The following is a 12455-nucleotide window of genomic DNA, read 5'->3' on the forward strand; positions in this document are numbered from 1 at the left end:
GCTTGCCTTGGCGAGCCTCGCAAGCCTCAGCCTACATTATCTTGCAGGCGTGCCAATCCGCCCGCTCGACCTTTTCGAAAACGTCCCCGTGAGTCCGCCGCATGGCGCGTTGTCGTTTTTCTGATCGGGAACCGCACCGCACCGGATTATGCCGGTTGCATTGCTTCGCACATGCAGTTGCGCATTGCAACAAATGGCTACAATGTTTCATTTGAAAAACCGGGGGTTGTAGGGCACGATTGCCCGATGCCGGTTCCTTTGGCCGATTGTTCGTTTGATGATTGCCGCAGCGGGCGTTGACGAATCCTCGCTGCGTTATCGCGGCTGGCGCGTCGTGCTGGCCTGTTTCCTGATGGCCTTCTTCATGTTCGGCTTCGGCCTCTATGGCCAGGGCGTCTATCTCGCCGAGCTCCAGCGCGCCCATGGCTGGCCGGGCACGCTGGTCTCCGCGGCCAGCACCTTCTCGTTTCTCCTCACCTCCGTGCTCGTCATCTTCACCGACGATCTGCTCGCCCGCATCGGGCTGCGCGCGCTGATTCTGTGCGGGCTGTCGGCGCTCGGCGCTTCGACCGTGCTGCTGGCGCTGATGCAGACGCCCTGGCAGCTTTATCTCGCCTATGCGCTGATGTCGGTCGGCTGGACCGGCATGGGCACCGTGGTGATCGCCACCGTGCTGAACGCCTGGTTCGAGCGGCGCCGCGGGCTCGCGCTCAGCCTCGCCTTCAACGGCGCGACCTGCGGCGGCATCGTCCTCGTTCCGCTGTTGCTGTCGCTGACCGGCAGCATCGGCTTCCGGTCCGCCATGCTCGCCGCCACGATGGCGATGGTGGTGCTGGTGCTGCCGGTGGTCGTCGTCTTCATCGGCTGGCCGACGCAGATGTCGCCGGCGTCGGGCGGCCGTTCGTCCGGTGGCATGTCCGCACCGGCCCATTCCCGCAAGACGCTGCTCGCCAACGCGGCGTTCTGGACCATGGTGCTGCCGATCGCGATCGCGCTGCTGGCGCAGATGGGATTCATCATCCACCAGGTGACGTTCCTCGAGCCGCTGATCGGGCGTTATGCCGCAGGCCTTGCGGTCACCATCATGGCGGCGATGGCGGTGGTCGGCCGCCTGTCGCTCGGCCTGTTCGTCGACCGGCTCGATCCGCGGCTCGCCTGCGCGGCGTCGATGACGAGCCAGGCGGCGGCGCTGTTCGTGCTTCTCCAAAGCACGAGCCCGACCGTGCTGCTCGTCTGCTGCGCCGTCTACGGCTTCTCGATCGGTAACATGATCACGTTCCCGCCCTTGATCATCCAGCGCGAGATCGGTGCTGCCGCCTTTGCAGCCGCAATGGGACTGGGCACGTCGATCAGCGGCGTCGTCAGCGCCTTCGGCCCCGGCATCATCGGCCTCGTGCGGAGTTTCACCGGCAACTACACGAGCGCGTTTGCGATGTGCGTGATGCTCGATCTCGTGGCGGCGGGAATCGTGCTGTGGCGGCCGGGGAGAAGGGCGAAGCTTGCGGCGTCGTAGCCGTCACACTCGGTGTCATCGCCCGGCTTGACCGGGCGATCCAGTACTCCGAGACGCCTGTTGTCTTATCGAGAGGCCGCGGCGTACTGGATTCCCCGCTCTCGCGGGGAATGATGGCGGAGGGGAGGAGACGCTTCGCCTCACATCGCGGTAGCGTCCGGGCTACAGCAACACCGCATCCGCCGCCGCGACCGACTCCGCGCTCTCCGTCACCGTGCGCTCGAGCGCGCCGGCCTGCACCGTGATGTTCTCGGCGAAGAAGCGCGCGAGCGAGACGTAGCGCGCGGCGTCGGTGTTGCCGTCGGACTTGGCGGCGAGCGCCTCGGACGCCAGCATGCAGCCGCCGAGCGTCGAGCCGAACTGCTGCAGATACGGCGTCGCGCCGGCGAGCGCCTCGTTCGGCGCGGAGGTCACGCGCTCCAGAAGCCACTTGCTGGTGCGCGTCAGCGCCTCCAGCGCCTCGCGCAGCTTGGTACCCGTGGTGCCGAAAGCGGGATCGTTGGAGGCTTCGACCTGCTTCACGGTCGCCGAGAGCTCGTCGAGCAGCGCCCACACCGCAGCGCCGCCATTGGCCGCGAGCTTGCGCGTGACGAGATCGATCGCCTGGATGCCGTTGGTGCCCTCGTAGATCGCGGTGATGCGCGCATCGCGATAGTGCTGCGCGGCGCCGGTCTCCTCGATGAAGCCCATGCCGCCGTGCACCTGCACGCCGAGATAGGCGACCTCGTTGCCGATATCGGTGGAATAGCCCTTGGCCATCGGCGTCAGCAGCGCCGCGCGCGCGGCGGCGTCCGCGCGGACCTTCGGATCCCTGGCGCGCGTGGAGACGTCGATCGCGACCGCGGTCGCATAGCAGATGGTGCGTGCGGCCGCGGTCTGCGCCCGCATCCGCATCAGCATGCGCTTGACGTCGGGATGCACGAAGATCGCGTCCGAGCCGTCGCCCGTCTTGCCGATGGCGCGGCCCTGCTTGCGCTCCTGCGCATAGGCCAGCGCCTGCTGGTAGGCGCGATCGGCGACGCCGACGCCCTCCAGCCCGACGCCGAGGCGGGCCTGGTTCATCATCGTGAACATGCAGCGCATGCCCTGGTTCTCTTCGCCGACGAGGAAGCCGATCGCGCCGCCATGATCGCCCATGGTCATGGTGCAGGTGGGGGAGGCATGCATGCCGAGCTTGTGCTCGACGCCCGACGCGTAGATGTCATTGCGCGCGCCGAGCGAGCCGTCGGCATTGACCATGAATTTGGGCACGAGGAACAGCGAGATCCCCTTGGTGCCGGCGGGCGCATCGGGCAGGCGTGCCAGCACGAAATGCACGATGTTGTCGGTCATGTCGTGCTCGCCATAGGTGATGAAGATCTTCGTCCCCTTGATGCGATAGGTACCATCGGCCTGCCGGTCGGCGCGGGTGCGCAGCGCGCCGACGTCGGAGCCGGCCTGCGGCTCGGTGAGCTGCATCGTGCCGGTCCATTCGCCGGAGACGAGCTTTTCCAGATAGATTTTCTTCAGCTCGTCGCTGCCATGCGCATCCAGCGCTTCCATCGCCGACGCCGTGAGCAGCGGGCAGAGGCCGAAGGCGAGATTCGAGGCGCTCCAGATCTCGGTGCAGGCGGCATTGATGGCGAGCGGCAGACCCTGGCCGCCGAAATCCTCCGGGCCGGAGACCGCATTCCAGCCGCCCTCGGTCCAGCGCTTGTAGGCGTCCGGCCAGCCCGGCGCAGTCGTGACCTTGCCATCGCCGAGCTTGATGCCGTGCTCGTCGCCGATACGGTTGAGCGGCGCCAGCACGTCGGTTGCGAACTTGCCGGCTTCCTCCAGCACGGCGCTCACGATGTCGCCGTCGAAATCGCCGTAATGCCCGGCCTCCACGGCAGCCTTCAGGCCCGCGCCATGGTTGAGCGACAGCAGCATGTCTGAGATCGGCGCGCGGTAGGTCATGACTCACTCCCATGGACAGCTATTGGCGCCGTATTCCCATGAAACGGGTGAGGTCTCAATGGCCGGAACGCCGGGACAGCACCGGCCGGGAACGGCGCCGCCGCCGGGCGTATAATAAAGGGTGGCGCCGCGAGCGCCGGGTCCGGTCCTGGACCCGTGGTATTTTGCCCCTCCAGGCGGTTGAAATGCCGCGCCGCTCCCTATAGACCGGCTGCGACCAGCGGGAATCTGCGGTAGCCGGTTCTTCCGCCCGTTCCCTGGTCGCCTGTTGGGGCGTAGCCAAGCGGTAAGGCAGCGGATTTTGATTCCGCCATTCGGAGGTTCGATCCCTCCCGCCCCAGCCAATTGAGATCACTCACCAATCGCGCTTTGTTCAGGGTGCTCATTCTGAACGCTTTTCTGCTGCTCATTCTGAACGTCTGTCGCCGTTTCGTTCGCCAGCCTATGCGCGTGCCGTTTCCTCGTCGCCGCCAGCATGCGCTTCTCTGTGCGCTTGGCGTAGCCGGCGTAGCTCTGCTGCGTGCGATGGGCTGACAGCGCGCGCCCCTGGCCGTCAGTCAGCTCCGCCTCTTCGAGTTCGGTCATGCCGCCATGCCGACAGGCATCGAAAGTGAAGTGCTTCGGCAGGTTGAGCGCCTTACGGATGCGCTGCACCTTGTGCTGCATCGTGCTCATGCCAAAGGTCTTTGCCTTTCCGGGCCCGACCTCATAGAGGATCATCGGCGTGCCGAGGCGGGACAGGCGCGATAGCACCTCCTCGGCCTCTTCGTAAAACTTCACACCGTCGGCTTCGAGCGGGTGGTCGACGATCTCGCCGGTCTTGTGATGCTCGATGCGGATGGTCGGCCTTGGACCGGTGCGATACCCGCTCCACTTGATATGGCCCGCGACCACGTTTTCCGGACGCTGCAGCCACTCAAAGCAGATCACCGCGACCGCCGCAGCCTCGATCTCGCCCAGCTCAATGGCGCCCTCAGCGAAGACGTAAACCTCATCGCGCGTCACCGCCGCCTTCTTCTTTTTTGTGCGAACCTTCAGTGTGACGCCGGTCCATGGATTTGAAATAGCCTTGTCGAACTCGTCCGGGAACAACCGGTGTACGACGCGCCACGCCTTACGGCAAAGACCGACCAGCTTTTCGCCGGTACGTAACCGAAGCTTTTCTGGCGCACCGTCCTTCTTGTCACCGTCCTCCTTGACCTCGCCAGCGAGGAATTTGTCGTAGAGCTTATCGGCCGCGCGCGGACTGATCGATTTGACCGGCCGCGAGCCTACGCGATCGCCAGCCTTGGTTTTGATGTCGCAAATCTGATCCATCGCCCACTCGTAGTCGCGGCGCGAGCGCTGCGCGACCTTCTCGAGATAAGCCTTGCTGGCCTTGTACTCCCGGAACAGCCAGTCGACCGTACCGTACTTCGGCGCGTTGGGTGCGCTGACAGGGAGCCCTTTGCGCTGTTGGTCCCATTCATCGAACTGACCATTCAGCACGTCAGCGCGCGTTTTCATCTTGGCGAAATCGGTGCCTAGCGGCTCGTTCCCAACTGGACACTTAAGCTTTCGGTACTTCGTCGGCAGATTGTAATAGTAGGCCGTCGCGCCGCTCGCGAGCTTCTTCGGGATAACGTGGCGCGGGAGCTCGATCATCACAGCTCCTCTGCGAGGTCGCCGTGTCCGCCGTCCGGCGCTATCGCCCTGTCCAGGTCGTCCCTCAGCCATAGCCGCCGCCGTCCCTCGCTGACTCTTGGCAGAGGATACTCTTTGCCGACCCGCTTTAGGAAGTCGTCAGTTGTCCGTTCGCCGCAGTACCCCGCTGCCAGATCGACCGGCATACGCCTGGGCCAAGCCCCAATCGGAATAGATGCTGGTTTGCTCATTCGGTTCAAACCGCCCCCGCCGGCCGCGCCACGAAGCACCAGACCGTGGCGCTCATGCCGCTGGCGTTCTTGCGTCGCTGGCTTGTTTTGGCGAGGGCGCCGCGCCGGTGCAGTTCGCTAACGCGCGGCCGAACGCTCAAAATCGAAAGGTTGAGATCCTTGGCGATTTCATCCGCAGTAGCGCCGCCGGGATACTGGGCGAACTGTTCGAGTACCGCAGCCTGCATTTTGTTTGCTGCGCTGCCCATGGCCTCCGCGGCTTGTTCGGAAGGCCCCGAGACTTTGAAGCCTGGCGCGTCAGGATAAATCAGCTCTGACATTCTGCTCATGCTGCACCTTTGGCGCTTGAAACGGGAGTTAGGAGCAAATGCGAGGGGACAAGGCAGCCGGGTTCGCCGGGCTTTGGCCCCCAGGCTTCAAGCCATGTTTCGCTGTCCTGCAAATACGTCAGACGCTTTTGCCAATCGGCGTCAGTGAATGACCGGGGGTCGCGGACAGCTCGCGCGGGTTCGCCGTCGCCGCCGTCCGGTTCATCGTCATAGCCGCCAGCGTTAAGCCAACTCGCCGGATACGGAATAAATTTCCGCCTGTCCTTCGGTTCGTTAGCCCAGCTCGCAGCAAACGTCCGGGTTTTTGCCATCAAGGCTTCAAGGGTTATCGCCCCCGATCCGATCGCCTTGGCGAAAGCCCGCTTTGCGTCTTGCGGCTGTTTCTTTCTCGGATAGATCGCATACCAGGCTGCAAAGTCCTCAGGTTCGCCAGAACCTGAGGGCGATATATCCTTTCTTTCTTTCCTTTCTTTCTTCTTTGTAGTCGTTGCTGTAGTCGTTGCCGTGGCGGTTTGCGTAGTCGCCTCGAAATCTGGCCTCTGATATTTGGCCCAATTACAAAGGGTTATGACGGTTTGACCTGTAGTCGTTTGTGTAGTCACTGACTGGTCAAGTTGAAGGGCGCTCAAAAACCGTTGAACGCGCTTGTCCGACCACTGCCAAGCCTTCGCGAGATAGCGGATTGAATGGGTCAATTGCCCGGGCTCCAGGCAAACCGTGAGCCTGTTTCGTCCGCTGGTAATGGTGACATCGTGCGGCGCATACGCGGCGGACTCAATGAGCCAATACCAAGCCTCGAATTGAGTTAGAGGTCCCTGCGGCTTAAATCTCGGATGCTTCAAAAGCCCCCGCGCAATTAGAAGATAGCCCTTTCTCATCGCTCGCCCCCCAAATCGCGGACGGCATTGCAAGCGATGTCACAGAATAAGTGCACCGTGCCAGTCGGGCCGTTGCGTTGCTTGGCTACAATGGCCTCTAGCTGATCTTTTACGTCCACCAGCCGGTCAACTCTGGCGCTTTCTTGCTCCGCGTTGGCGCCGGTCGATCGTTCAAGATAATAAGCCTCGCGATACACAAAAATGATCGCGTCCGCATCTTGCTCAATCGTGCCGGAATCTCGCAAGTCCGACATGGTCGGCCGCTTGTCATCGCGGCTTTCGAGAGCGCGGGACAATTGCGCCAGGGCAATGACGGGCACGTCCAGCTCCTTAGCAAGGCCCTTCAATGCGGCGGAAATTTCGCCAACCTCATTGACGCGCGCCCCTGAGTAGCGGTTTGACGGTTTCACTATGTGCATATGATCGACAATCACGGGGCCCAGCCGGCGCCCTTGACGTTCCAAGGCCTGCTTATGCCTGCGAGCTCGCGCCGCGATCTGCGAGACAGTGAGGCCCGGCGCCGGATCGATCTGCAACGGCCATTCACGTTGCAACCGTGCCGCCTCAATAACTCGCCTTGCTTGGGCGTCGCTGAGCGTGCCGTTCGCAATGTCGTAGTACGGGATACGGTCGCGCTGATCATAAGCAAGATCGGCTAGGCTGCGGTCCGCCACGCTGACGCCACCCATTTCCAATGACGAAAGAAAGGTTGGTTCGCCAGCCGAGGCGGTTGCGCGGGCAATGCAGATGGCAAGCGCCGTTTTGCCCATGCCGGGACGTCCGGCAAGAATGAACAGTTCGCCGCGCTTTAGGCCGCCGGTTTTGATGTCGAGGCCCTTAAGACCCCAACTCATGCCCGCCAACTTCCCCGGGTTCTGCATTCCGTACTGCATCCGCTCAATCGCCTTTTCGCCCGCTTCGCGGATCGAAATTTGCGGCGTTGAGCCGGCAGACGCTGTCGTAGCGATCTCGTCCAGCAACTCGATTGCACCGCCCGCGATGTCTGCGGCTCGCTGGTTGCTATGAACCCCCATCGACATTGTTTCCGCCATCGCCAATATCTTCCGACGGGCGCTAAACTCGCGGATTTGTTTGGCATAGGCGGCGACGTTTCGAGGGATTGAGGCCGCCGCGGCAATCCGCGCGACGTACTGTCTAAGGGTTGTCCCCTCAACAACCATTACGCTGGCGTCACCACCCATTGAGGCAATGACAAGCGCGGGCGTGATGATTCCGTGGGCGTCGCGGACCTTGCCGAATGTTTCAAAAAGCTGCGAGTGCAGCGGTTCGGAAAAGTCGTCAGAGGAAACCGCGCCTTCGATAACATCGAAGGCGGAGTTAGTGACAAGCGCCGCGCCCAGGACCTCTTGCTCAAGTTCAATGCTGCACAGCGCTCCGTTATCGATCTTTACGGGGGCGTTCATGCGCGCACCCCCGATCTGCGAAACGGGACGACGTTTGATGCATGGGAGGGGGCTTCACTGTCCGCCAAATAGCTAGCGAGCCACTCAGCATGCGCGCGGGCCACCAACGGGTCGTCAACGGCTCGATAGGCACTAGACTGCGATCGCAGTCGGCAAAATTCATCCCAAAGCGCGTCTTGGGCTTGGCTTCCGGAGCCAACTCGATTATGTGATTTCACGGTATCTTGCCTGTTCGTGAAGCCCGGTGCGCACGCTGATCCCGCCAAGGAATCGTGCCGCCGGGTTTTTCATTGAGGCTTAAGCAGCGCGCTCAGCGCCACCAGCAACAGGCTCAAGAGACTTGAGCCAATCGGCGGCGGACTGCTCTGGAATGAGAGTGCGCCGGCCCGCCTTTACCGCGCGAAGCCGGCCTGCGTTTATTTCCTCGTAAGCAGTCGTTTTGCCGACGCCGTATGACCGGCAAAAATCATCAATGCTAAGTGCGGCTTTCAACATCCGTAGGCTCCGCTGTGGTTTGCGCGAACGTGCGCGGGCACACACGGGTTACGCCTCGCTAACTAGTGATTCTTCCTGGGGCCGAGGATTTCGCGGGGCAGCTGTGGATGAAGGCGCCGAACATCCAAAAAATTGGAGCCGAAAATCCAAAAACACCCGCTGTCTCAGACGGATAGGATCCCAGCATATTTTTTTGTGGATTGTTCGTCTGCAGTATCTCTGGCGAACGTTTCCATGGAGGTCAATTACGGGCATGCGTCCTTGTGCGCGCGCAACGAGTGGCGCGGTTTTTCAACTCATGACGATTTGGCCGCGAACCGCCGCGATCGAGCTCAACACCGAAGTTTTTCCGCCCCAGTGCAGGCGTGGCGCTGTATCGGGCGCCAGTCGAAAACGGATTTAGGCTCCGTGGACCTTAGCGCCATGTCGTGGCGCCGCGCGAAAGCGGGATTTTGGCTCCCGCGGGACCTTTGATGCTAGTCGGACATCACCCCGAAAACAGATTGAGGCTCTGCGCGCCTTACTCTACTCGCCGAACATTGGCAGTCTCAGCCGCCCATGCTTCACTCGTTCGATCGGCGGCACCGCTGTTCAAGTGCGACCAATCAGCGGCACGACTGGAAATGAAATGTAAACGCGAGGGTCGAGGTGGCCCGGCCCATTTGACCGAATAAGATTACAGCAGGCAGCGTCGGCTTGGCGCGCACATATCTTCGCAGCTTCTCTGAAACGCCCCATCCAATGGGACATGCGCTTGACCCATTCGCATGACCACTTTAACTCGGAGCGTGATCACGTGGAGAAGACCAAGTGGCAAAAAAGACGAAGAGCAAGCGCAAAGAGTATACCAAAGACGGCGTCAAGCTGCTCAAGGCACATTCCAAGGCTCGCACCCCAGTGGCAAAGCTTGCGAAGCTGATGAAATGGTCCGAGGGCTCATTGAGACAAAAGGCCCGCAACCTTGGAATCGGCTTGGGTCATCAGCGCTAATCTGCGAGAAGATTAAGTGGATCGCTGGGGGAGGGTCTCGTGGGTGAGGCGAAGCGCAGGCAGCGGGCTCACCGGCACATTTTGGCGGGCTCGCCAGGATGTATCTACTGCGCCGGAGCTAACGTCGCGACCACGATTGAACACATGCCCCCCATTCAGATGTTCGAGGGGAGGCAGCGGCCAGGCGGCTTTGAGTTTCCGGCCTGTCACCGGTGCAATAGTGGTACTGGCCACTCCGATCTAGTAGCCTCGATGCTTGCGAGGGTGATGCCTCATGCGGACACGGACCTGCATCGAAAAGACCTCACCAAGATACTTTCGGCTGTTTCAAACAATGTAGCCGGCCTGCTGCACGAGATGAATATCGGGCGCGGAGCTGAAAAGCTCGCTCGCAAGAGGCTCGGAATACCTGATGACATGCATCCGCTTCGTGCCGATGGTCCGATTTTGAGCGGTCACATTTTGACATTCGCTGCAAAACTCGGATTTGCGCTCCACTACGAAGTACACGGAGGACTTATCCCTGCGAGGGGAGGGGCGCAGGTCATGTGGTTCTCCAACGTTCAGGCTATGAACGATCAAATTCCACAGGAGCTATTTAGCTTGCTGCCGAGCCCCTCGATGCTGCAGCAAGGCAGGAAGAGCTCGGGTGAGCAGTTCCAATATTCATTCGCCCATGGCGAACGAGATCATCTGCTCTACTTCGCCTCGTTCAACAAGTCGTTTGCGGTGGCCGGAGTTACAGCACAAGACTGCTCCATTTGGCTTGAAGATCATGTCGACAAGTTTCCGATATTCAAGCCGGGCGACTTCATACGCTAAGACATAGGAAGCGGCTTCGCGTTCGGACCATGCTCGCCCCCCTCTTACCCCTGCTCGGCCTCGGGCGCCACGAAGTCGTGGATCGTGATGTGTCCACGATGTGCAAGTTCTGCCACTGTGACGCTTCTAGGGGAGCTCTCCGGTGGGAGAACGACGTCGTCCACCAACAAGCCTAATATGGGAGCGATTGCAGTGACAAAGCTTACGTCGGTCGCGCCATCGTAACTGCAGGAGCAAACGCCCCATACCCGGCCGTGATCATCAAAAACAGGTGCTCCGCTAGCCGTGGGATGCAGATGCATGTCTGTCTGGAAATAGGGCGGCTTCAACTTGACGGAAGGACCCCGATCAGCGTGCACCTCTAAGAGCTTCCCAGGGTAAGCGGACGGCCAAAGGCTGATGGCACCATCGAAGTAGTCGTGATTCGGGTATGCAAAAGCTGTCGCAAAAGCTCCTATCTCGGGAATAGAAGCTCGTAGAGGCAGCACTTTGTTCGTTAGCGGGTCGCCATCTTTATGCATCGGCTGCAAAACGCACACCGCCACGTCAGAGTTCGCGTCCCAAGCCCCTCTCGTCATCCATCTTGTGGCCCACCCTCCAGAGTGGATGTGGATGGCTCCTATTGGGTGTTTTAGTCTGCCTTCCGCAAACTCATCCTCCAGCACATGTCGCGCTGTGACAAAGATGTTTTGCGCAATGAAGAAGCCCGTTCCAATGATGGCGTCCCGACCATCAATCTTCTTCAGGATCGGAAAAACCGCTTCGCAGGCAGCGTTGAAGATTTGCGAAAGCTCGGCACTCTCCCCTGACAACTGCTTGAGCTTCTTAAATCGCTTCTTTGCCTTAGTCGGCTTTGTAGGTCGGCTCTTCACCTTGAAACCTCCTGGTGCCTTCCGGCCTACCGCTTTCGTTTCTTCATTCTGACGCCAGCGCCACCCCCGTTCTCGGGGATAAACTCTACACCGGCTTTCTCAAGAGCGGCGCGTAACCTGTCGCCTGTTTCTGCACGGCCGCCTACCTCTCCATCCTCAGATTCCAATCGCGCGATGGTCGGCTCCGACACGCCAGACGCTTTTGCTAGATCGCCTTGAGACCAGGCGAGCAGCGCTCGGGCGGCCTTCATTTGACGGACGGAAAACACTTTCGACTCCATTGATAGAATTTCTATTGATTGCATCGTCGCAGCATGATAATAGAATTTCTATCAAATAGACAAGGCGAGAGCAACCCCAGTGAGCAAAAACACCTTTCCGGTGAACGGCGGAGCTATGTCTTCAGCCATCCTCGGCGTTGCCAACCTCACCGATCCCCAAACCGGCAAGCTTAATCGTGCGGTCTATGAGGGGCTGGTGCGCCGCGAGGCGATGCGGACATTTGGCAGCACTGCCCCCCGATACCTTCGCGAGGCCTCCAAGCTCTACCGCGACCACGTCGCCCAGCAGCGCCTTGCTTGGCGCCAGCGCAACGGCCTGACCATCGAGACCTCGCTCGTCTCTGCCTTCGGTGCCCCTGCCGATGGCGTGCGTCGCTCGGCCTTCTGAGGAGCAACCCATGCTGTCCATCACCCCAAATGCCCGGCGTGTCCGCGTACCGGCCCGTGCCCTCATGAGCGGCGACGTCACCAGCTCGGGCGAAACCGTCCTTGGTGTGAGCACTGGCGTTGCTACGCCGCGCGGCAAGGTCGAGGTTTCTCTGAGCAAGGGCCATTTCGGCCGCGTGGCGGTCTGGAACGCCGGGACAATCATCGTCGTGCGCCGCGATACTCCCGGGGCTGCCGCCCCTGGGGTGGTCGACGATACCGCCGAAATTCCCCTCTCTGACCGGCTGCCCACATTTCATGAGCTGGCCCGCTTCGACGCCGGCAGAGCATGGGACCAGTTATCGCCCGAACAGCAGCGCGAAATTGGCGTGCTCGCGCTCAGGTTCGGCACTGTCGGGCAGTGCGATGAGTATTTCCACGAAACCATTGAGGACGTTCGCAACGGCTTCGCTTCTAGCCATTGGACTCCTCAGGTTCAGGCAACGGCAGTCTGGCCGCGCCTGCATATCCAACTGGTCGCGAGTGCAGCGCAGTCCGCATTTCAGAATTTGTGCGATCACTTCGACCCCATTTGGCCCCAACTGTTTGGTTGGCAAGCTCAAAAGGAGGTGAAGCAACCCTAGACCGCCTGAACAGCGCGAAGGCTGAGCGA

Annotated in this window: 13 protein-coding genes and 1 tRNA gene; 6 read left to right on the plus strand and 8 right to left on the minus strand. The window is 61.0% G+C overall.

What is annotated here, in order from left to right; translation table 11 throughout:
• The first annotated feature begins 277 nt into the window (after positions 1-277).
• Positions 278-1513 carry an MFS transporter gene (locus AB7008_RS15045; RefSeq protein WP_039151778.1) on the plus strand — a complete coding sequence of 412 codons (1236 nt, stop codon included), beginning with the start codon at positions 278-280 and terminating at the stop codon, positions 1511-1513.
• A 162-nt stretch (positions 1514-1675) separates the two neighbouring features.
• Here AB7008_RS15045 and AB7008_RS15050 read toward each other — a convergent pair whose 3' ends face one another.
• On the minus strand, positions 1676-3451 hold the full coding sequence (locus tag AB7008_RS15050; protein WP_248881807.1) for an acyl-CoA dehydrogenase: 1776 nt from the start codon (positions 3449-3451) through the stop codon (positions 1676-1678).
• 269 nt (positions 3452-3720) lie between these two features.
• On the opposite strand from AB7008_RS15050, the gene AB7008_RS15055 reads away from it, so the two are divergent.
• A tRNA-Gln gene (locus AB7008_RS15055) sits at positions 3721-3795 on the plus strand.
• A gap of 7 nt (positions 3796-3802) precedes the next feature.
• Here the strand turns inward: AB7008_RS15055 and AB7008_RS15060 are convergent.
• The 5 genes from AB7008_RS15060 to AB7008_RS15080 form a co-directional block, all read right to left on the minus strand.
• Positions 3803-5095: a hypothetical protein gene (locus AB7008_RS15060; RefSeq protein WP_441258965.1), complete on the minus strand. Its 1293-nt coding sequence runs from the start codon at positions 5093-5095 to the stop codon at positions 3803-3805.
• 235 nt (positions 5096-5330) lie between these two features.
• Complete coding sequence (locus AB7008_RS15065) at positions 5331-5645, minus strand: hypothetical protein (RefSeq protein ID WP_441258966.1); 315 nt, start codon at positions 5643-5645, stop codon at positions 5331-5333.
• Positions 5646-5650: 5 nt separating this feature from the next.
• Positions 5651-6532 carry a hypothetical protein gene (locus AB7008_RS15070; RefSeq protein ID WP_441258967.1) on the minus strand — a complete coding sequence of 294 codons (882 nt, stop codon included), beginning with the start codon at positions 6530-6532 and terminating at the stop codon, positions 5651-5653.
• A complete protein-coding gene (locus AB7008_RS15075; protein ID WP_441258968.1) occupies positions 6529-7956 on the minus strand; it encodes a replicative DNA helicase in 1428 nt (475 codons plus the stop codon). The genes AB7008_RS15070 and AB7008_RS15075 overlap by 4 nt, the downstream gene beginning before the upstream one ends.
• Positions 7957-8253: 297 nt before the next feature.
• A complete protein-coding gene (locus AB7008_RS15080; RefSeq protein WP_441258969.1) occupies positions 8254-8451 on the minus strand; it encodes a helix-turn-helix domain-containing protein in 198 nt (65 codons plus the stop codon).
• 810 nt (positions 8452-9261) lie between these two features.
• Between AB7008_RS15080 and AB7008_RS15085 the strand changes: the two genes are divergently transcribed.
• Together AB7008_RS15085 and AB7008_RS15090 are read left to right on the plus strand one after the other, a co-directional pair.
• Positions 9262-9441, plus strand: coding sequence for a hypothetical protein (locus tag AB7008_RS15085; protein WP_441258970.1), 180 nt, complete (start codon positions 9262-9264; stop codon positions 9439-9441).
• A 144-nt stretch (positions 9442-9585) separates the two neighbouring features.
• Entirely contained in the window at positions 9586-10263 is a 678-nt protein-coding gene (locus AB7008_RS15090) for a hypothetical protein (RefSeq protein WP_441258971.1), read from the plus strand.
• A gap of 44 nt (positions 10264-10307) precedes the next feature.
• Here the strand turns inward: AB7008_RS15090 and AB7008_RS15095 are convergent, their stop codons facing one another.
• Together AB7008_RS15095 and AB7008_RS15100 are read right to left on the minus strand one after the other, a co-directional pair.
• A complete protein-coding gene (locus AB7008_RS15095) occupies positions 10308-11135 on the minus strand; it encodes a S1 family peptidase (protein ID WP_441258972.1) in 828 nt (275 codons plus the stop codon).
• A 26-nt stretch (positions 11136-11161) separates the two neighbouring features.
• Entirely contained in the window at positions 11162-11440 is a 279-nt protein-coding gene (locus AB7008_RS15100; protein ID WP_441258973.1) for a helix-turn-helix domain-containing protein, read from the minus strand.
• Between the two features lie 55 nt (positions 11441-11495).
• Between AB7008_RS15100 and AB7008_RS15105 the strand changes: the two genes are divergently transcribed.
• On the plus strand, positions 11496-11804 hold the full coding sequence (locus AB7008_RS15105; protein WP_441258974.1) for a hypothetical protein: 309 nt from the start codon (positions 11496-11498) through the stop codon (positions 11802-11804).
• A gap of 10 nt (positions 11805-11814) precedes the next feature.
• Positions 11815-12426 carry a hypothetical protein gene (locus AB7008_RS15110; RefSeq protein WP_441258975.1) on the plus strand — a complete coding sequence of 204 codons (612 nt, stop codon included), beginning with the start codon at positions 11815-11817 and terminating at the stop codon, positions 12424-12426.
• Positions 12427-12455 lie beyond the last annotated feature (29 nt).

It is taken from the genome of Bradyrhizobium sp. 521_C7_N1_3 (assembly GCF_052075975.1).
Classification (GTDB): domain Bacteria; phylum Pseudomonadota; class Alphaproteobacteria; order Rhizobiales; family Xanthobacteraceae; genus Bradyrhizobium; species Bradyrhizobium japonicum.